This window comes from Geodermatophilus sp. SYSU D01176 (genome assembly GCF_054050015.1).
Window position 1 is genome coordinate 29,278 of record NZ_JBJGYN010000030.1, and the last position, 18,597, is coordinate 47,874.

At 77.2% G+C, this 18,597-nt stretch carries 20 protein-coding genes; 8 read left to right on the top strand and 12 right to left on the bottom strand.

The genetic code is table 11. The features are described from left to right. Window positions 1–60 precede the first annotated feature (60 nt). Together ACI78Z_RS16155 and ACI78Z_RS16160 are read left to right on the top strand one after the other, a co-directional pair. Window positions 61–990, top strand: a complete 930-nt coding sequence (locus tag ACI78Z_RS16155) for an alpha/beta fold hydrolase (protein ID WP_457037583.1) — start codon at window positions 61–63, stop codon at window positions 988–990. Continuing rightward, window positions 987–1,859 (top strand): oxygenase MpaB family protein, encoded by an 873-nt coding sequence (locus ACI78Z_RS16160; protein WP_457037555.1) that lies wholly within the window; start codon window positions 987–989, stop codon window positions 1,857–1,859. The genes ACI78Z_RS16155 and ACI78Z_RS16160 overlap by 4 nt, the downstream gene beginning before the upstream one ends. On the opposite strand, the gene ACI78Z_RS16165 is transcribed toward ACI78Z_RS16160, so the two are convergent. From ACI78Z_RS16165 to ACI78Z_RS16185, 5 genes are all read right to left on the bottom strand, one after another. Continuing rightward, window positions 1,856–2,707, bottom strand: a complete 852-nt coding sequence (locus tag ACI78Z_RS16165) for a RecB family exonuclease (RefSeq protein WP_457037556.1) — start codon at window positions 2,705–2,707, stop codon at window positions 1,856–1,858. The genes ACI78Z_RS16160 and ACI78Z_RS16165 overlap by 4 nt on opposite strands. 10 nt (window positions 2,708–2,717) lie before the next feature. Next, window positions 2,718–3,593, bottom strand: coding sequence for a PHP domain-containing protein (locus ACI78Z_RS16170; protein ID WP_457037557.1), 876 nt, complete (start codon window positions 3,591–3,593; stop codon window positions 2,718–2,720). Then, window positions 3,593–4,318, bottom strand: a complete 726-nt coding sequence (locus ACI78Z_RS16175; RefSeq protein WP_457037558.1) for a PH domain-containing protein — start codon at window positions 4,316–4,318, stop codon at window positions 3,593–3,595. Before ACI78Z_RS16175 ends, ACI78Z_RS16170 begins: the two co-directional genes overlap by 1 nt. Before the next feature lie 6 nt (window positions 4,319–4,324). Continuing rightward, window positions 4,325–4,477 carry a hypothetical protein gene (locus tag ACI78Z_RS16180; protein ID WP_457037559.1) on the bottom strand — a complete coding sequence of 51 codons (153 nt, stop codon included), beginning with the start codon at window positions 4,475–4,477 and terminating at the stop codon, window positions 4,325–4,327. Between the two features lie 136 nt (window positions 4,478–4,613). Next, the gene (locus ACI78Z_RS16185; protein ID WP_457037560.1) at window positions 4,614–5,237 is read right to left on the bottom strand and encodes a DUF6758 family protein; all 624 of its coding nucleotides are present in this window, start codon (window positions 5,235–5,237) and stop codon (window positions 4,614–4,616) included. A gap of 72 nt (window positions 5,238–5,309) precedes the next feature. On the opposite strand from ACI78Z_RS16185, the gene ACI78Z_RS16190 reads away from it, so the two are divergent. After that, window positions 5,310–5,735, top strand: a complete 426-nt coding sequence (locus ACI78Z_RS16190; RefSeq protein WP_457037561.1) for an NUDIX domain-containing protein — start codon at window positions 5,310–5,312, stop codon at window positions 5,733–5,735. A 26-nt stretch (window positions 5,736–5,761) separates the two neighbouring features. On the opposite strand, the gene ACI78Z_RS16195 is transcribed toward ACI78Z_RS16190, so the two are convergent. Next, on the bottom strand, window positions 5,762–6,271 hold the full coding sequence (locus ACI78Z_RS16195; RefSeq protein ID WP_457037562.1) for a MaoC family dehydratase: 510 nt from the start codon (window positions 6,269–6,271) through the stop codon (window positions 5,762–5,764). A gap of 135 nt (window positions 6,272–6,406) precedes the next feature. Here ACI78Z_RS16195 and ACI78Z_RS16200 point away from each other — a divergent pair, with 135 nt between their 5' ends. Both ACI78Z_RS16200 and ACI78Z_RS16205 read left to right on the top strand, forming a co-directional pair. Next, window positions 6,407–6,907, top strand: a complete 501-nt coding sequence (locus ACI78Z_RS16200) for a hypothetical protein (protein WP_457037563.1) — start codon at window positions 6,407–6,409, stop codon at window positions 6,905–6,907. After that, window positions 6,904–7,842 carry an MFS transporter permease gene (locus ACI78Z_RS16205; RefSeq protein ID WP_457037564.1) on the top strand — a complete coding sequence of 313 codons (939 nt, stop codon included), beginning with the start codon at window positions 6,904–6,906 and terminating at the stop codon, window positions 7,840–7,842. Before ACI78Z_RS16200 ends, ACI78Z_RS16205 begins: the two co-directional genes overlap by 4 nt. A 7-nt stretch (window positions 7,843–7,849) precedes the next feature. Here ACI78Z_RS16205 and ACI78Z_RS16210 read toward each other — a convergent pair whose 3' ends face one another. Beyond that, window positions 7,850–8,143, bottom strand: a complete 294-nt coding sequence (locus ACI78Z_RS16210; protein ID WP_457037565.1) for a WXG100 family type VII secretion target — start codon at window positions 8,141–8,143, stop codon at window positions 7,850–7,852. A 154-nt stretch (window positions 8,144–8,297) separates the two neighbouring features. Here ACI78Z_RS16210 and ACI78Z_RS16215 point away from each other — a divergent pair, with 154 nt between their 5' ends. Beyond that, window positions 8,298–12,449 (top strand): FtsK/SpoIIIE domain-containing protein, encoded by a 4,152-nt coding sequence (locus tag ACI78Z_RS16215; protein ID WP_457037566.1) that lies wholly within the window; start codon window positions 8,298–8,300, stop codon window positions 12,447–12,449. Between the two features lie 17 nt (window positions 12,450–12,466). On the opposite strand, the gene ACI78Z_RS16220 is transcribed toward ACI78Z_RS16215, so the two are convergent. The 4 genes from ACI78Z_RS16220 to ACI78Z_RS16235 all read right to left on the bottom strand — a co-directional run bounded on the left by ACI78Z_RS16220 (window position 12,467) and on the right by ACI78Z_RS16235 (window position 16,735). Beyond that, complete coding sequence (locus tag ACI78Z_RS16220; protein WP_457037567.1) at window positions 12,467–12,979, bottom strand: DUF6912 family protein; 513 nt, start codon at window positions 12,977–12,979, stop codon at window positions 12,467–12,469. 72 nt (window positions 12,980–13,051) lie between these two features. Continuing rightward, window positions 13,052–14,431, bottom strand: coding sequence for a WS/DGAT/MGAT family O-acyltransferase (locus ACI78Z_RS16225; protein ID WP_457037568.1), 1,380 nt, complete (start codon window positions 14,429–14,431; stop codon window positions 13,052–13,054). Between the two features lie 85 nt (window positions 14,432–14,516). Continuing rightward, window positions 14,517–15,812: an AAA family ATPase gene (locus ACI78Z_RS16230; RefSeq protein WP_457037569.1), complete on the bottom strand. Its 1,296-nt coding sequence runs from the start codon at window positions 15,810–15,812 to the stop codon at window positions 14,517–14,519. Further along, complete coding sequence (locus ACI78Z_RS16235; RefSeq protein ID WP_457037570.1) at window positions 15,812–16,735, bottom strand: SAF domain-containing protein; 924 nt, start codon at window positions 16,733–16,735, stop codon at window positions 15,812–15,814. Before ACI78Z_RS16235 ends, ACI78Z_RS16230 begins: the two co-directional genes overlap by 1 nt. A 181-nt stretch (window positions 16,736–16,916) precedes the next feature. Here ACI78Z_RS16235 and ACI78Z_RS16240 point away from each other — a divergent pair, with 181 nt between their 5' ends. Next, window positions 16,917–17,192, top strand: coding sequence for a helix-turn-helix domain-containing protein (locus tag ACI78Z_RS16240; RefSeq protein WP_457037571.1), 276 nt, complete (start codon window positions 16,917–16,919; stop codon window positions 17,190–17,192). Window positions 17,193–17,211: 19 nt separating this feature from the next. On the opposite strand, the gene ACI78Z_RS16245 is transcribed toward ACI78Z_RS16240, so the two are convergent. After that, window positions 17,212–17,781, bottom strand: a complete 570-nt coding sequence (locus tag ACI78Z_RS16245; RefSeq protein ID WP_457037572.1) for a hypothetical protein — start codon at window positions 17,779–17,781, stop codon at window positions 17,212–17,214. Window positions 17,782–17,870: 89 nt separating this feature from the next. Here ACI78Z_RS16245 and ACI78Z_RS16250 point away from each other — a divergent pair, with 89 nt between their 5' ends. Then, window positions 17,871–18,587, top strand: a complete 717-nt coding sequence (locus ACI78Z_RS16250) for a LysM peptidoglycan-binding domain-containing protein (protein ID WP_457037573.1) — start codon at window positions 17,871–17,873, stop codon at window positions 18,585–18,587. Window positions 18,588–18,597 lie beyond the last annotated feature (10 nt).

Sequence of the window (18,597 nt, forward strand, 5' to 3'; positions counted from 1 at the left end):
CACCCGCAGGCTCGCGGCGGGTCCCTGCAGGGAGGCCGCCGCCAATGTTCACTGGTGACCATGGTGATGCCCGCCGGTCCCGACGACAGCGCTCCCCTCTCCATCGCACCCGACGACCTTCGCCAGCTGGCCGACCACGACGCGCGGCACCGCACGTTCGACGGCGGCGCGGGTCCCCTGGCGGCGCTGGACACGGGCGGCGACGGGGCGCGCGGCACCGTCCTGCTGGTCCCGGGCTTCACCGGCAGCAAGGAGGACTTCGCGCCGCTGCTGCGTCCCCTGTGCGCCGCCGGGTACCGCGTCGTCGCCGTCGACCAGCGGGGCCAGTTCCAGTCCCCCGGGCCCGACGACCCGGCCCGGTACTCGGTCGCCGAGCTCGCCGGCGACCTGCTGGCCGTCGCCCGGCAGCTGCGTGCCGGCGGCGTCGCCACGCTGCACCTGGTCGGGCACTCCTTCGGTGGCCTGGTCAGCCGGGCCGCCGTCCTGGCCGAGCCGGCGGCGTTCCGCACGCTCACCCTGCTCGGCTCCGGTCCCTCCCGGCTGGTCGGGCCCCGCGTGGAGCTGCTCGAGCACCTCACCCCGCTGCTCGACGCCGGCGGCGTGCCGCTGGTGCACGAGACGCTCGAGCAGCTGGCCATGACCGACCCGAGGGCGCAGCTGGTGCCCGCCCCGACGCGCGAGTTCCTGGCCCGGCGGTTCCTCGCCACCAGCGGCGCGAGCCTGCGCGGGATGGCCGACGCGATGACCAGCGAGCCGGACCGGGTCGCGGAGCTCGCGGCCACCGGCGTCCCGGTGCTGGTCGCGCACGGCGTGGCGGACGACGCGTGGACGCCGGCAGCGCAGGAGGACATGGCCCGCCGGCTGGGCGCCCGGCACGAGGTCATCCCGGGCGCCATCCACTCCCCCGCGATCGAGAACCCGCCCCGCACGTGTGCGGTCCTGCTCGACTTCTGGGCCTCCGTGCCGGCCACGGCCGGGGTGCTGCGGTGAGCCGGCTGCCGTCGTCCCGCGACTTCACCGCCGAGGAGGACCTGCTCGGCTTCTTCGGCCCCGACAGCATCAGCTGGCGGATCCACAGCGACCCGGCGTTCTCCGTCGGCGGCATCCGGGCGCTGCTGCTGCAGGCCCTGCACCCGGTGGCGATGGACGGCGTCGCCCGCTTCTCCACCGCCTTCACCGACGATCCCTGGCCGCGGCTGACCCGCACCGCCGAGTACGTCGCCACGCTGACCTTCGGCACCCGCCGCGAGGCGCTGCGGTCGGTGCGCCGGGTGCGCGGCATGCACCGGGGCAAGTCGGCGGTCGAGGAGACCACCGGGCGTCGCTACACCGTCGACGACGCCGACCTGCTGCTCTGGGTGCACTGCTGCGAGGTCGACTCGCTGCTGTCGGTCGCCCGCCGGGCCGGGGTGCCGCTGACCGACGCCGAGGCCGACCGGTACGTCGCCGAGCAGGTGACCGCCGCGGTCCTCATCGGCTGCGCGGCCGGCGACGTGCCCGCCAGCGCCACCGAGCTCGACGCCTACCTGGAGCGCACGCGGCCCCAGCTGGCGGTGACCCCGGCCGCGCGGACCGCCTCGCGGTTCGTGCTCCTGCCCCCGATGCCCGGCTGGGTGCAGCTGCTCACCCCGGCCCGGCCCGCGTGGAGCACGCTGGCGGCGCTGGGCGCGGCCACGCTGCCCCAGTGGGCCCGCCGGCTGTACGGGCTGCCGGGCTACGGCCTCACCGACACCGCCGCCACCGGCGCGGTGCGTGCGTTCCGCCGGGCGGCGCTCGCGGTACCGGCGCAGGTGCGGGAGTCGCCGATCGTGCGGTCGGCCCGGGAGCGGGTGGCGGAGGGGACCCCGCTGAGCGCCTAGGAGACGACCTCCTCCTCGGCGAGGAAGCTCCAGGTCTCCCGCGGCGGGGTGGCCGCCCGCCCGACCGCGCAGCTGGGCCGGAAGTCGCACCAGCCGCACTGCCGGCCGGGGACCGCGGGGAAGGCGACGTCCGGGTCCTCCCCGCCGTCGACGGCCGCGGTGGCCGCGGCGATGTCGGCGGCCACGTCCTCCGCCCGCCGGACGTGGTTGGCCAGCGACCGGTCGGTGTGCTCGAAGGAGGCCACCGTGCCCGACGGCAGGTGGTGCAGCTCGACCCGGCTGCACGGCCGGCGCAGCGTGCGGCGCACGCCGAGGACGTAGGCGGCCAGCGCGGGTGAGCCGCGGGCCTCGTCGTCGGTGGAGACCGAGCGGCCGGTCTTGTAGTCCACGACCACCAGCTCGTCGCCGCGCTGGTCGATCCGGTCGACCCGGCCGGACAGCGCGAGCCGCTCGGTGGTGGCGGCCACCTGCCGCTCGGTGCCGACCGGCTCGTCGGCGGGGTCGAGCCCGGGGACGTAGTCGGTCAGCCAGCCCGCGGCTCGCGCGCGCCACCGCTCGGACTGCTCGGCGTCGCGGAAGCCGGCAGTCGACCAGACCCCGTACAGCAGCTGACGCGCCGCGGCCGGGGTGCGCTTCGGCAGCGGCAGCTCCCACCACGAGCGCAGCGCGGCGTGCACCGCCGAGCCGACGCTGTTGTGCGCCCAGGCCGGCCCCTTGGCCGGGGTGGGCCGGTCGACGTAGGCGTGCCGGTAGCGGCGCGGGCAGTCGCTGAAGGCGGCCAGCTTGCTCGGCGTGGCCGGGAACAGCCGCCGCGGCATCCCCGGCATCTCCAGCTGCGCGCCCCCCATGCCGGCCACGCTAACCGGCGGCGCCGACCGGCCCGGCGAAGGGCGCCGCCCCGGTGCCGGCGGCCAGCAGCGCCTCGTACTGGTCCGGCGCGGTGGTGCAGGCCGCGATCGGCGTCGTCTTGTTGCTGCCGTGGTAGTCGCTCGAGCCGGTGACCAGCAGCCCGAGCTCGCCGGCCAGGCCCCGCATGTGGGCGCGCTCCTCCGGGTCGTGGTCGGGGTGGTCGACCTCCAGGCCGAGCAGGCCGGCCTCGGCCATCACCGCGACCGCCTCGTCGCCGACCACCCGGCCGCGGCGGGTGGCCAGGCCGTGGGCGAACACCGGCACCCCGCCGGCCGCGCGCACCAGCGCGATGCCGTCGAGCACGTCGGTGTCGGCCTTGGCCACGTAGTACGGGCTGCGGTGGTGCAGCAGCGTGGCGAAGGCGTGGTCGACCGACTCGACGACGCCGGCCTCGACCAGCGCGCGGGCCACGTGCGGCCGGCCCACCACCCCGCCGTCGGCCCGGGTGACGATCTCGCTCCACACGACCGGGTGCCCGGCGTCGGCGAGGGCGGTGACGATCCGCTCGCCGCGGCTGAGCCGCTCGTCGCGGAGCCGCGCCCGCTCCGCCGCCAGCGCCGGGTGCTCCGGGTCGAAGAGGTAGGCCAGCAGGTGCACGCTGATCGGCGGCGCCCCGGCGGGGAACCAGCGGCAGGACAGCTCCATGCCCGGGACGACGGTCAGCCCGTCCGGGCGCGCCCGCTCCGCCTCGGCCCACCCCGCGGTGGTGTCGTGGTCGGTCAGCGCGACGACGTCCAGCCCCGCGGCCCGGGCGGCAGTGAGCAGCTCGGCAGGGCTGTCGGTGCCGTCGGACACCGACGTGTGGGTGTGCAGGTCGATCCGCATCAGCGTCCAGACTGCCGCACCCGCCAGCTGGCGGCCCTGGCGGCACGGGGACGCCCCGGCGGCGGCGGGGGGATCGGCTCGGTGTCCCGCCGTGCGCGGGTGGGTGCGTCCGCCCCGGGGCGCGCCGGGGCCGGGGGCCGGCCGGCCTTCCGCGGCGACGGTTCGGCCTCGCCCTCGTCGTCCCCGCTGTCGGCGCCGTGGCTGCCGAACAGCAGGTCGCTCACGTCGCGGTAGAGCACGTCGGCCCGCGGCAGGTAGGTGATCTCCGAGAGCGCCTGCTGCTGGCCGGCGGACTCGAAGCGGAACGTGCCGTAGCCCAGCAGCTGGCCGAGCAGCGTCTCCTTGTAGGTGAGGTCGGTGATCCGGCGCAGCGGCAGCAGGGCCACGGTCCGGACGACGATCCCGGTGGTCAGCAGCACCCGGCGGTTGGTGACGATGAAGTGCCGCATCCACCACTCGCCGACCCGCAGCGCGAGGTAGCCCAGCGCGCCCAGGAACGCCAGGAACCCGACGGTGGTGGGGAGCCGGTTGTCCGGGTCGAGCACGAGCAGCCAGCCGCCGACGGCGAGCACCGGCAGGGCCTTCGCAGCCGGCGTGATGAGCACCGCCCAGTGCCGCCGGGTGGCGATGACGGGCGGCTTCTCGTGCGGGAGCAGGTACTTGTCGGCGTCCTTGCTCCACCGCGGCCGGCGGCCGTCGGGCTCGGGTGTCCCCGGACCTCCCACGCCGGCCTAGGCGAGGGACTCGAAGAACGAGGCCAGCGAGGACGCCGCGTCGCCCAGCGCCTGGCCGGCGGTCCGGACGAGGTCGGCCGAGTTCTCCGGCGCCGAGATGACGTAGAAGACGACGAAGGCGAGTGCCAGCCAGGTGAGGACCTTCTTCACCGTCACCTCCGCGGTGGGTGTCGGGCGGGCGCGCGGACGGGGCCGCCCGCACGACGAGCCCCATGGGTAACACACGCCGCAGGGCTCCCTGCCGGGGACACGCCGCCGGGGACACGGGTCGGCCCGGTGCGGTCGGTCACCGTCCGGGCAGGAGGTGCTCGCTGGGCGGGCCGAGCGGCAGGTCGGGGTAGAGACGCTCGCGCAGGTCGAGCAGCTGCAGCTCCTCGGCGAGCAGCCAGGCGGCCGACATCGGCCACATGACCAGCCACAGCCAGACGCCGTAGGCCTCCCCCACGAAGGCGGCGCGGTCGTCGGAGGTGGGCACCGCCCACAGCGGCGCCCGCTGCCCGGCAGCCTCGACGGCCACGGACGACGGACCGGAGATGACGTCGCCGGGGTCGAGCCCGGGCAGGCCGGCGTACCCGCAGCCGACACCGGTGCCGGGCTCCTCGGCGACGAGGACCAGTTCGGCCGAGCCGCCGAGCGGGGCCGGCCCGGCGCAGTCGACGACGATCGCCCGTGCGCCGGGCTCCCCGCCCCACGCCAGGCCGGTGACCGTCCACCCCGGCGGCATCGGGTCGGGAACCCACGCCGGCACCCGGGCGTCGGCGGTCACCGCGGCGATGGCGTCGTGGGCCACCAGGAGCGTGTGGTGCAGCGGCGTCACCGCGCCGTGCACGGGACACCAGGCCTGGGCCGAGTTCCCGGGACGGACGACCACGCGTTGGCCGCAGCGGGGACAGACCGTGGTGGCAGTCATCGGGCATCACCGTCCTGTGACCTGACGTGTTCGTCAAGCGCTGGCCCCTGGGGGCGTGGGTACCGTTCGCGCGTGTCGCCCGCCGCCGATGCCGACCTGCCGGTGGTCGCCTGCGTCGGTGCGGTGGTGCTGGACGCCCGCGGCCGGCTGCTGCTGGTGCGGCGGGGCCACGAGCCCTCGCGCGGGCTGTGGTCGGTGCCGGGCGGGCGGGTCGAGGCCGGAGAGTCGGTGGCGGCGGCGGTCGAGCGCGAGGTCCGCGAGGAGACCGGCCTGGCGGTGCGGGCCGGCGCCGAGGTGGGCCGGGTGCGGATCCCCGGCCCGGGTGTCGTCTACGACGTCGTGGACCTGACCTGCACGCTGCTCGATCCGTCGGCCACGCCGGCCGCCGGGGACGACGCGGACGCCGTCACCTTCGCCGACGCGGCCGACCTCGAGCGGCTGACCTGCACGCCGCGGCTGCTGGAGACGCTGCGCGGCTGGGGCGTGCTGCCGTCCTGACCCCGGTGCGGCCGCACGCCCGCCGGTCAGCCGCGGGGCGTCGGCTCCGGGCGTCCGGGCTGCTCGCCGCCGCGGGCCTCGCCGTAGGAGCGCTTGGGCACCATCACCTTGCGCCGGAAGGTGCAGACCACCGTGCCGTCCTGCTTGTAGCCGATCGTCTCGACGTACACGACGCCGCGGTCGTCCTTGGACGTCGACGGCGTCTTGTCCAGCACCGTCGTCTCGCCGTAGAGGGTGTCGCCGTGGAAGGTCGGCGCCACGTGCCGCAGCGACTCGATCTCCAGGTTGGCGATGGCCTTGCCCGACACGTCCGGGACGCTCATGCCGAGCAGCAGCGAGTAGATGTAGTTGCCGACGACGACGTTCCTGCCGAAGTCGGTGGTCTCCGCCGCGTAGTGGGTGTCCAGGTGCAGCGGGTGGTGGTTCATGGTGATCAGGCAGAACAGGTGGTCGTCGTACTCGGTGACGGTCTTGCCCGGCCAGTGCTTGTAGACCGCACCGACCTCGAACTCCTCGTAGTACCGACCGAACTGCACCTGCTGCCTCCCGGTGTCGACGCTGACAGCGGGCACCGGAGGAGTCGCAGGCACGGGCCCACCGCGCCCGGGGGGCCAGGTGCCCACCACGCGTCGGTGACCCATCTGGACGGCCGCCGATCCTACGATGCGCCCGTGGTACCGGCTCCCCCCGTTCCGGACCCCGGGGAGCCCGGTGTCCTGACGCTCTCCCCCACCGGCCGGCGGGTGCGGCTCGCCGCGACCGCCGTGGTGCTCGCCCTGCTGCTCGGCGGCACGGTGTGGGGCAACGACTCCGAGTTCCCGTTCGGCCCCTTCCGGATGTACTCGACCCGCGCCGACCCCGACCGGCCGGTGGTGTCCACCAGGGTGGTCGGCGTGACCGCCGACGGCGACGAGGTACGGCTGTCCGGCGGCGAGGTGGGCCTGCGTCGGGCGGAGTTCGAGGGTCAGCTGCCCCGGCTCGTCGACCGGCCGGAGCTGCTCGGGCTGCTGGCCGGCTCCTACGCCGCCGCGCACCCCGACGCCGAGCCGCTGGTGGCGGTGCGGGTCGTGCAGCGGCGGTACGCCCTCGACGACGGCCGGACCACCGGTGAGGTCACCGAGAGCGTGCTGGTCGACCACGCCGTCGCGACCGGCCAGGAGGGCACCCCGTGAGCGCCGCACCCCCCGCCCGTGCGACCGCCGCCGTGCCGTCGTCCGTCGGCCGCCGCGGGTGGTCGGGCTGGTGGTTCCGGCCCGTCCCGCTGGCCCGCGTCGCCGTGTTCCGCACCCTCGCCTACCTGTTCGTGCCGGTCGACGTCTTCCTGACCACGGCCTGGGTGCGGGCACACGCGCACGTCCCGACCGAGTGGTACGCGCCGCTGACCATCGGCCAGGTGCTGCCGCTGCCCGCGCCCACCCCGGCAGTGGTGTTCGTCGTCCAGTGGGCGCTCGTCGTGGCCGCGCTGGCGGCGGCGACCGGCCGGGCGCCCCGCCTGCTCGGCACCGCGGTGTTCCTCCTCTACGTGGAGTGGATGGTCATCGCGATGAGCTACGGGAAGGTGGACCACGACCGGATCGCCTACCTCGTCGCCCTCGCGGTGCTGCCGACGATCGGGCGCGTGCGGTGGCGCGACACGCGCTCCTCGGAGGCGGCCGGGTGGGCCATGGCCGCGGTCTTCGTCACCGTGATGCTCACCTACTTCCTCGCCGCCTGGGCGAAGATGCGCTTCGGGGGCTGGGACTGGGCCACGGGTTCGACGCTGGCCCGGGCGATCGTGCGGCGGGGCACGGTGTTCTCGGACTGGACCCTCGAGGTGCCCGGACTGCTCGTGGGCGCACAGTGGGCGATGCTCGCGCTGGAGTTCGCCGCACCCCTGATGCTGCTGGTCTGGTCGGCCCGCGCGCGGGTGGCGTTGGTGGTCTTCCTGATCGGCTTCCACCTGGCCGTCTACGCCAGCGTGGCCATCATCTTCCTGCCGCACTGCGTCGCGATCCTGTCGATCCTGCCGTGGGAACGCCTCCCCGACGCCACCCGCCGGCTGCGCTCCCGGGCCGGCGGTGGGCGCCCGGCCGAGGTCTCCCCGGCCGGGGCCGCACCCCCGGGCTGAGCCGGCGTCAGATCAGCGCGCCGATGCGGGCCGCCATGTCCGCCTCGTGCTGCTGGTAGGACGCCGCCACGCTGCTGAGCAGGCCGCCCATCCCGGTGAGGGCGTCGCTAACCCCCTGGGCACTGAGCCGCCACTGCTCGTAGAGCTCGGTGAACCGGACCGCCGCCTGGCTGTCGGTCCATCCTTCGAGCACCGAGACGTCGACGGTGCTGGACAGGGCGGCGTGGCGGGCGGTGGTGTCGGCGGCCTCGGCGCGGCACTGGCCGGCCAGCGACTGCAGGGTGGCGATCTCGACCTTCACGGGTCCTCCTCGTGCTCCGGGTACCTCCCGGTCGGGGCGGAACCGTAGGGAACCGGCCTCCGCACCCCCCTCCGGTCGTCCACATCCCCGCCCCCGTCCACAGATCGGTGGCGCCAGCCCCGGCGGGTACCCCGCGACGGCCAGGGTCGGGTCCGTGCCCGCCCGCTCCCCCGTCACCCGGTGCTGGACCCTCGTGACGCCCACCGGCGCCCTGGACGTGGCGGTCACCGCCTGCGACGACGACCGGCTCGGCACCGTCCTGCCGGCGCTGGGCGTGGCCCTGCGGCTGCCGTCCGTGGAGCTGTGGTCCGGGAGCGCCCGGCTGGACGTCGCCCTGCCGCTGACCGACCCGGCGCTGCTGCACGGGGCGCTGCTGGGCCTCGGCCGGCCCGGCCCGCGTCCGGGCACCGTGGGGTCCTCCGCGCTCGAACTGCACGTCGTGGGCGGTCCCGACGCCGGCACGGTGCTGTCCCTCGACCGCGGCCGGCACGTGGTCGGCCGCGGCGGCGAGGCCACCGTCGGGCTGACCGATCCCGCCGTCTCGCGCCGGCACGTGCTCGTGGAGGTCGGCGCCGGCGACCTGACGGTCCGCGACCTCGGCTCCCGGAACGGCAGCGAGCTGGACGGTGACCGCCTCGACGAGGAGGCACGCCCGTGGCCTGCGGGCGCGCCGCTCCGGCTGGGGTCCACCACGCTGCGGACCGCCGGGCCGGGGAGCGTCCGGGCCACCCCGCGTCCCGCGGCGGGCGGCCGGCTGGCCCTGCGGCCCCACCCGCGCCTGCACCCGGCACGCGAGGAGGTCGAGGTCGCCCTCCCGGCCGCGCCCGTCCCCGCACCGCCCCGACGGCTGGCCCGGGTGGCCGTGGCGCTGCCCGCGGTGGGCGGCGTGGCCCTGGCCTGGGCGCTGGACGCGCCACAGTTCCTCTTCTTCGCCCTGCTGAGCCCGGTGGTGGCGGTCGGCACGTGGCTGTCCGACCGGTGGTCGGGCCGCCGTGGCACCCGCCGCGCGCGGGCGGCCCACGCAGCAGAGCTCGCCCAGGCGCTGGACCGGCTGGCGGGCGCCCTCCGCACGGAGGAGCGGGCCGCCGACACGGCGCACCCGGACCTGGCCGCCCTGACGACGGCAGCGCGACGGCGGTCCACCTCCCTCTGGCAGCGGCGCCGCGGGGACAGCGACGCGCTGGCCGTGCGGGTCGGTACCGGGCACGGGGAGTCCCGCGTGGTCCGGGTGGAGCCCGACGGCTCCCGGCGCCGCGAGCCGTCGGAGCGACTGCCCGTCGTGGTGGAGCTGACCGCCACCGGTGGACTGGGCGTCACAGGCCCGCGCGCGCCGGCGGTGGGCGTCCTCACCGCCGTCCTCGGCCAGCTGGCGGCGCTGCACGCGCCCGGCGAGGTGGAACTGGCCCTGCTCACCACGCCGGACCGGCTGGGCGACTGGGCGTGGCTGCGCTGGCTCCCGCACCTCCGTCCGGAGGCGACGCGCGTCCGCCCGACTCCCCCGGCCGACGCCGCCGAGGAGGAGGAACTCCGGTGGCTCGCCACCCTGCTGTCCCGGCGGGCGGGCACCGAGGACGGAACGCCCGCCCGGGTCGTCGTGCTGGTCGACCGGCCGGTCGGCCCGCGGCTGCTCGCCGCGCTGCACCGGGCCCGCTCCGCCGGCGTCGTGGCCCTCGCCTGCGGACCCTCGGCGGCGGACCTCCCCGGGCTCGGCGACGCCGTGCTCCAGCTGGGCGGGGAGACCGGAGAACGGGCGACCCTCCTCCGCGCGGGCGCCGGCGAGCGGCCGGTCGCGGCGGTCGACCGCCTGCCGCGCCCCGTGGCCGACCGGCTCGCGCGCGACCTGGCCGCGCTGACCGTGGCCAGCTCCGACACCGCCCTCCCGCGCCGGGTCCGGCTGCTCGACCTCGCAGCCGCCGGGGTGGGCGCCGCCTCCGACGGTGCGCCGTCCGTCGGGTGGTCACGGGCCCGGGACGCCCTCGTCGCCACCCTGGGCCGCACCGCGACGGGGCGCCTGTCGGTCGACCTGTGCCGGCACGGGCCGCACGCCCTGGTCGCCGGGACGACGGGCTCCGGCAAGTCCGAGCTGCTGCAGACCCTCATCGCCGGCCTGGCCCTGGCCCATCCGCCGGATCGGTGCACGTTCCTGCTCGTCGACTACAAGGGTGGCGCGGCGTTCGCCGACGCAGCGGCGCTCCCGCACACCGTCGGCCTGCTGACCGACCTCGACGGCGCGGCCACCGCCCGCGCGCTCCGGTCGCTCACCGCCGAGCTCACCCGCCGCGAGACCCTCCTCGCCGCCCACGGCGCACCGGACCTGACCGCGCTGCCCGACGAGGTCGAGCTCGCCCGCCTGGTGATCGTCGTCGACGAGTTCGCGGGGCTGGCCGAGGAGCTGCCCGACTTCCTGTCCGGGCTCGTGGGCATCGCCCAGCGGGGCCGATCGCTGGGCGTGCACCTGGTGCTGGCCACCCAGCGCCCAGGCGGCGTGGTCTCCCCGGAGATCCGGGCCAACTGCACCCTGCGGATCTGCCTGCGGACCACCGACGAGGCGGAGTCCCGGGACGTCCTCGGCTCCGCGCAGGCCGCCGTCCTGCCGGTGGACACCCCTGGCCGCGGGTACCTCCGGGCGGGCGGCGCAGCCGTGCTCTTCCAGGCGGCGCGGGTCAGCGGCGGGTCCCGCGCCCTCCGGGACGACGCGCCGGAGGTGGCGCCCTGGCGCTGGCCGGCCCCGGCCGGTCCCGCACCGGAGGAGGTGGCCGTCGGGCCCAGCGACCTCGCCCGGCTCACCGCGGAGCTCGTGCGCCGGGCCGCCGCGACGGGCCTGCCCCGGCCGCACCGCCCGTGGTGTCCCGCCCTCCCCACCCGGCTGCCCGCCGAGGAGCTGCAGCGCCGTGCCGGGGAGGGTCCGGCAGGAAGGCTGCGGCTCGGCCTGCTGGACCGTCCGGACGCCCAGGCGCAGGAGCTCCTCGAGCTGGACCTGGACGCGGCGGGCGGCTGGCTCGCCGTGGGCGGGCCCCGCAGCGGCCGGACGACGTTCCTGCGGACGGCGCTCGCCGAGGGGGTCACCGCGCTCGGCCCGGAGCGGCTGCACGTCCACGTGCTCGACCACGGTGGTGGCGCACTCGCCGCCGAGGTGGCGGGCCTCCCGCACACCGGCACCGCGGTCGGTGCGGACGACGCGCTGAGGACGGTGCGGCTGCTGGACCGGCTCGCACAGGAGGTGGTCGCGCGCCGCGCCGCTCCGCCGGGCGGCCCGCGACCGCACCTGCTGCTGCTGGTGGACGGGGTGGAGTCGGTCATGGCGCAGCTGGACGAGTGTGATCCGGGACGGGGGTCGGCGGCGCTGCTCCGCCTGGTCCGGGACGGCGGGGCCGCCGGGGTGACGAGCCTGCTCACCGCCGACCGGGCCGCGCCGGGTGGCCGGCTGGCCAACGCGGTCGGCACCCGGCTGGTCCTGCCGCTGCCGGACCGGGCCGACTACGCCGTCGCCGGCATCGCGGCCCGGGAGGTGCCCGGGCGCCGGCCGCCGGGGCGTGCGCTGGTCGGCGAGGAGGCCGCCGAGTGCCAGCTGGCCCTGCCCCGCGGCCTGCCTCCGACCTGGCCGGACGCCCTCCCCAGCGCCGAGCGGCCGCTGTCGGTCCCCGAGCTCCCGGCCGCTCCCCTGCTGCCGCTGCCGGGGCCGCCCGGCTCGGGACACCCGCTGCTGCTCCCGGTCGGGCCGGGCGGCGACGACGGCGGGCTGCTCACCGTCGACCTGGCCCGGACCGGCGGCCTGCTCGTCGCCGGACCCCCCGGCAGCGGCCGGACGACGGCGCTGGACTCCTGGGCCGGTCACCTCGCCGCCGCGGGCGTCCCGGTCCTGCACGTGGTCGGGGGTGCCGGGGCGTCGGCGCCCGGGGCCGCGCCGAACCGGTTCCGCCTGGAGGGCACGGACCTCGCCGGCTGGCAGGAGTGGCTCGCCGGGCTGGAGAGCACCCCGGGCGCGGTGGTCGTCGACGACCACGCCGTGCTGGCCGCCTCCGCGGTGCTCGGCGCGCTCACCGCGGTCGAGGGCGTCCCCGATGTCGTCCTGCTCGTGGCCGGGACGGCCGCCGAACTGTCGGGCGCCTTCCGGGGGCCGGTGCCCGCCCTGCGGCGGCGCCGGACCGGGCTGCTGCTCTCCCCGGGTCCCGGGGACGCCGACCTGCTCGGCATCCGGCTCCCGCGAACGCCGGTACCCGCACGCCCCGGCTCGGGCTGGCTGGTGGTGGCGGGAGCCGCGCAGCGCGTCCAGGTGGCCCGCCGGCACCAGCCGGTGGCGGCGTGACCGGCCGGACGACGGCGTCACATCAGCTCGAGCAGCGTCCCGATCTCCTGGGTGGCGTACCAGGCGAGCTCGTGCCCCTCGGCCTGGTCCACGACGAACTGCGCATCCTCGCTGCCGAGGTCGGCCTCGAGGACGACGCCGACCGCTGCCCGGACGTCGTCCTCGGCCTCGGCGTCGTCGACGTGCGCACTGGCCACGTCGGCCAGGGCGACGGCGCAGGCGACCCGGACGGCGCCGCGGTCGGCGTCGGGGTCCTCGATGTCGCTGACCGCGGCGTCGGGGACGTCGGCGGCCAGCACGACCCGGCGGCGGGCCGCTGCGGGGTCGATGTCGACGAGCCGGAGGCTGGCCCGCGCGGCCGCCAGGAGGGCGGCGTACTCCAGCTCCTCCTCGTCGGCCCCGGCGTCACTGAGGGTGTAGAACTCCCGCAGACCCGGGGTGACCGCGAAGGCGGTGAGCGGGCCGGGGAGCCGCCCGTCGTCCACGAGGGTCCGCAGCACGCTCGTCGTGGCGGGCAGGTAGACACGCACCGGGCTGGCTCCTTCGTGCTGGGGGACCGCCCGACGGTATCCCGGCGTCCGGGCCGCCCTGCCAGCCCGGGCTCAGCCGGCGGTCTCGACCAGGGCGGCGAGCTCCTGCTCGATGAGGTCGGCGAGCACGTCGACGTCCCCGACGCCGTCGCGGTCGGCGTTCAGGCCGAAGAAGACGCACCGGTCGTAGCTGGTGATGCCCACCGACAGCCCCTGCCCCGGGGGCAGGGGCACCACGGGGAAGACCTCCAGCATCCGGGCGCCCGTCGCGTACAGGGGTACCTGCGGCCCCGGCACGTTGGTGATCACCAGGTTGGCCATCCGGCGGGACAGTCCGCGGGCCGCGCGGGCGCCGAGGGCGTGCAGCGTCGGCGGCGCGAACCCGGTGAGCGCGATGAGCGTGTCCGCGCCGACCGACCGGCTGTGCTGGCTCACCCCGCGCATCGCGAAGCTCAGCCGCGCCAGCCGGACCCGCGGGTTCGGCTCGCCGACCGGGAGGTCCACGAGGTAGCTCGCCACCCGGTTGCCCGGGGCCGCCTCCTCCTCGCCCTGCACGGACACCGGCACCAGCGCCCGCACCGAGGTCGAGCCGAGGACCGCCTGGCCCCGCGACAGCAGCCAGTCGCGCAGCGCCCCGGTCACCACGGTCAGCAGCACGTCGTTGACGGTTCCGCCGTGCGCCTTGCGCACCCGCTTCACGTCGTCGAGCTCGACCCGCGCCACCGCCACCCTGCGCTGGCTGCCGCTGGTCGCGTTCAGGGGGCTGTGCGGCGCCGGGAACAGCGCCGACCGCGCCGCCCGGACGGCTCCACCGGCCGCGCCGGCCAGTCGCGCGCCGGTGTCCCGGACATCGGTGACGGCGTGCCGCGCGGTCTCCACGACCGCCGAGGGGCGCTGCACGTACTCCCCCACCGCCTCGCCGACCAAGTGCAGGGCGCCGGGCAGCGGGCGGGGACGCCACTGCGCCGGCTCGGGGACGTACGTGTCGGGCGAGTCGTCGAGCAGGACCTGGCCGATGTCGACCGTGCCCAGCCCGTCCACCAGTGCCGGGTGCGTCTTCGTGATCACCGCGACCCGGCCCTCGGACAGGCCCTCCACGAGGTAGAGCTCCCAGAGCGGGCGACCGCGGTCCAGCGGTCGCGCGGCCACCCGGCTGACGAGGTCCAGCAGCTGGGCCTGCGTGCCCGGGCGGGGCACCGCGGAACGTCGCACGTGGTACTCGACGTCGAAGTCCGGGTCGTCGGCCCACACCGGGTTGGCCAGGTGGCCGGGCACCTCGAGGACCCGCTGCCGGTACCGCGGCACCAGCGGCAGCCGGGCCTCGACCAGCGAGGCGAGCGCGTCCAGGCCGCCCTCGGGCGGCTCGAGCACCAGCACGCCGGCCACGTGCAGCGGGTTGTCGGGCTTCTCCAGGTAGAGGAACGACGCGTCCAGGGTGGTCAGGCGCTCCACCTCAGGTCTCCTCCCGGTCGGGGTCCTCACGCTACGACGGGGCGCCACCCGGCGGACAGCCCCGCGGAGGGTGGCCTTCCTCGCCTCAGCCGGCGCGGCGGCGCAGTCGCGGGCGTCCTCGACCGGAGGCGGGCACCGGCACGCCGGTGAGCGCGGCGGCCATGGACCGCAGGCCGTCCCGCAGCGGGGACGACGGCGCCACCTCGGCCAGCGTGCGCCCCTCGGCCAGCGCTGCGTCGGTGGCACGGCGGTCGGCGGGGAGGAAGAAGCCCACCTCCCGGCCGGCGAAGCGCTCGAGGGCGTCGCCGATCTCGCGGCGGGGGTCCCCCGGCACCGGTCCCCGCCGCACCTGGTTGACGACCACGACCGGCTCAACGTCGGGGAGCACGTCCCGCAGCTCGCCGAGGGCCCGGATGCCGCGCTGCAGCGCCACGGGGTCCGCGCCGCTCACGCAGAGCACGGTGTCCGCGGCCTCGAGGACGGTGAGCGTCACGCCGTTGCGCCGCGGCGCCGCGGTGTCGAAGGAGAGCTCCTCGTCCTCCTCGATGCTGAAGGCGCAGTCCACCACGGTGAGCTCGGCGCTGCGGCGGAGCTCGTCGAGGACGGCGGCCACCGCGTGCGGCCGCAGCTCGGGCCAGCGGTCGGCGCGGGCCAGCCCGGTGAGGACACCCAGCCGCGGGCGCACGGCCCAGGCCAGGCGGCCGAGCGCCGCCTCGTCCAGGGTCCCGGCGGCCGCCTGCCGCGCCGCGCCGGCCAGCCCGGGTGACTCGTCGAGGAGGCCGAGCACCTGCGCCACCACGCCGCCGTAGACGTCGGCGTCGACCAGCAGCGTCGGCACGTCCAGGCGGGCGGCCTCGTCGGCCAGCCCCACGGCCACCGTGGTGCGGCCCGGCGCGCCGGTCGGCCCCCAGACCGCGACCACGCGGCCCCCGCCGGGCGACCGTTCCGGCGCCGGCTCCGGAAGCCCGTGGGCGGGCAGGGCGGCCCGCGGGTCGGCGATGTCCCGGCCCGCGGGCGGACCTCCCGCCACCGCCTCGCGCAGCGCGGAGGCGATCGTCTCCGGCTCGGCGTCGGCGGGCAGCACCCGTCCGATCCCGAGGGCGCGCAGCCGGTCGGCGGCCCGCTCGTCGCCGGGGTCGACCAGCCCGACGACGGCCACCCCGGCCGCCGCGAGCCGGGCGACGGCGTCCCCGTCGAGGCGACGCAGGTCCGCCGACAGGAGTGCGGCCTGTGCCGTCCCGGTGGCCGCGGCGGCCAGCAGCTCGGAGACGTCCACACACCGGCGGACGACGGTCACCCCGTGGTCGGCCCGGTCGAGGGCCCCCACCAGAGCGGACTCCCACCCGGCGCCGGTGACAGCGGTGAAGACCTGCAGCGCCATCAGGGCGTCCCGGTCCCCGGGACGGTGGACGCCGCCCCCGGCGTGGCCGACGGCGCCGCGGAGCGTGCGCCCGGCGGCGCGGCCGGGGCCGGGGGCGAGGTCGGTGGAGCGGTCGCGGCGGCGGGCGGAGCGGGTGCGGCGGTGGGCGGGGTGGGGAGGGCGGGCACGGCCGCGGTGGGCGCAGCGGCCGGAGGCGGCGCGGCGGACGAGGGGGCGGACTGCACCGCACCCCCGCTGGCGCCGTCGACCGAGTCGTGCACCACGACCACGAGCGGCCGGCCGCCGATCGCCGCCAGCACCACCGGCGCCCGGTCGGCCGGCACCGAGACGACGACCTGCACGGTGGTCGTCGCCGTCGACAGCACGCCCTCCGTCCGCCCCGAGATGGCCTGCACCGGCGCCGCCGCCACGACCAGCGAGACGCTGCCGTCGCCGGCTGCGGTGGCGCCGGCAGCGGGGTCGGCCACGGCGTAGACGTCGACGACCTCCCCGCGGTCCAGGCCCGGTGGCACGTACCCGGCCTGGACGGGCAGGGCCAGCTGCACCAGGTCGGCCGGCTCCTCCAGCGCCGTCCGGGGCAACAGCTCGCCGCCGCGCACGGCGCGGGCGAGGGTGCGGCCCTCGGGCCGGGTGCTCGTCGCGAGGTAGGCGCCGGCGACGTCGTCGAGCCGGACGTCCACGGCCACCAGGTCCCCGGCCGTGAGCACGGTGCCGGCGGCGAGATCGCCCGCAGCCGACCAGACCGGGACGGTGGCGTCGGCGGCCGCGACCACGCGGGCGCCCCCCAGCACCGAGCCGAGCACCAGCAGGACCCCCAGGACCAGCCGGAGGTCCAGCCAGCGCGGAGGCCGGACCCGTCGCGGTGCCGGCCCCGGCACAGTGGCGGTGCCCGGGGCGGTGGGCACGGTGCGCGTGGCGCTCACAGCCAGCGGTCCCTCCCTCAACACGGACGCCGCGGACACCCCGGGTGGGCCACGGTCGGACGGAGATGATGCGGCAGACGCGCCGATGGGTGCAGGCGCTGTCCACACGTTCGGGGTTGTGGACAGCGCGCATGCCACCCGGACGGGGCTGCCAGACTGTCGGGGACCGGACGGAGACCTGATGCCCACACCGCGGTTCCTGACCCTCGACGACGTGGCCGAGATCCTCAACGTCTCGTGGTCGCAGGCCTACGCGCTGGTGCGCCGCAAGGAGCTGATCGCCATCCAGATCGGCGGTCGCGGCCAGTGGCGGGTCGAGAACGAGGAGCTCGAGCGCTTCATCGCGCAGAAGTACGCGGAGGCGCGCGCCGGCACCGTCCCCGCGGAGCCCGCCGTCGAGGAGCAGGCCGAGCAGGACGACGCAGCGAGCAGCCGCGGAGCGCACGGCCGGGGCTGACCCCGCACACCGCCAGGTACTAGTCCAGGCCCGGCGCGAGAGTCCGCACCACCACGACCGCCGGCAGGGCGATCGCCCGCACCCCGCGCACGGCCGCCGCCCGCCGCGGCTGGTCGGCCGCGTGCTCGGCCAGCTCGACGTGGTCCGCGCCGACGCTGTCCACGGTGCCCACGTACACCGCCCCGTCGTCGAGGACGACCTGGACGACGCTGCGGTCGCGGGCCAGTCCGCGCAGCGCCCGTCGCAGGTCCATCCGCGCGCGGACCAGGCCCGGGTCCTCGGCCGCAGCCGTGCCCCGTCCGAGGCCGGCGACCGTCCGCACCGACGGAGTCGCCACGAGCACCTCCCGGCGGGCGTCGTCGGCCAGGAGCAGCCAGTCGGCACCCACCTCGACGAGGACGCCGGTCACGTCACCGGCGCCGCGGCACCGCAGGACCAGCGACCGGCCGAGTGCACCGGCCAGCCGGTCCACGAGCCGGACCGCGCCCGTCTCCACGCGTCGACGCGAGGCGTCCTCCGCCCGCTCGGCCGCGGCCTCCGCCTCGTCGAACTCCGCCCGCAGGTCGGCGAAGAGCCGCTGCCATCGCATGGTTTCCACACTACTGGATGCATGATCTTGCGTTTGGTCGCATTTGGATGGTTTGGTCATGCGGCACATCGACGAGTCGAGGAGGAGACATGTCGATCCGGCGACTGCTCGGGACGGCGGCGGCGATGGCCGCTGCCGCTGCCTGCCTCCGCCTGGTCACCCCTGACCTCGGAGCGGTCCGGGACGCCGGCATCGACCTGCAGCGCGCCGTCGACACCGCCGGCGCGGACACGGTCCTGCTGGCCGGGGTCGCAGCACTCGCCTGGGCCGTGTGGCTGTGGGGCGCCCTCGGTCTGACCCTCACAGCGCTGTCCGCACTGCCGGGCGTCGCGGGCGCCCTGGCGCGGGCACTGGCCCGGTGCGTGCTGCCGGCCGGAGCGCGCCGCGCGGCGGCCCTGGCCCTCGGCGTGGGGCTGGTCACGGGGGGCCCGCTGCTGGCCGGCTGTGCCACGACCTCGGGCACACTCCCCCAGACCATGGCCGTCGCCTCCGCGGAGGGACCCGCCTCCTCCGCGCCGGGCCCGGTCGCGGACTGGCCGGGCACGCCGGCTCCCGACGCGGCACCCGAGGGGCCCACGATCCCGGACTGGCCGGTGCCGGCTGTGGGCGACCACGTCGTCCTGCGTGGTGAGTGCCTGTGGGACATCGCCGCCGGCGACCTCGTGCGGCGGACCGGCGGCACCCCGACCGACGGCGAGGTCGCTGCCGCCGTCGACGCCTGGTGGCAGGCCAACGCCGCCGTCATCGGCCCCGACCCCGATCTCCTGTTGCCAGGCCAGGTGCTGCGCCCGCCTCCGGCGTCCTGACGCCGCCCGC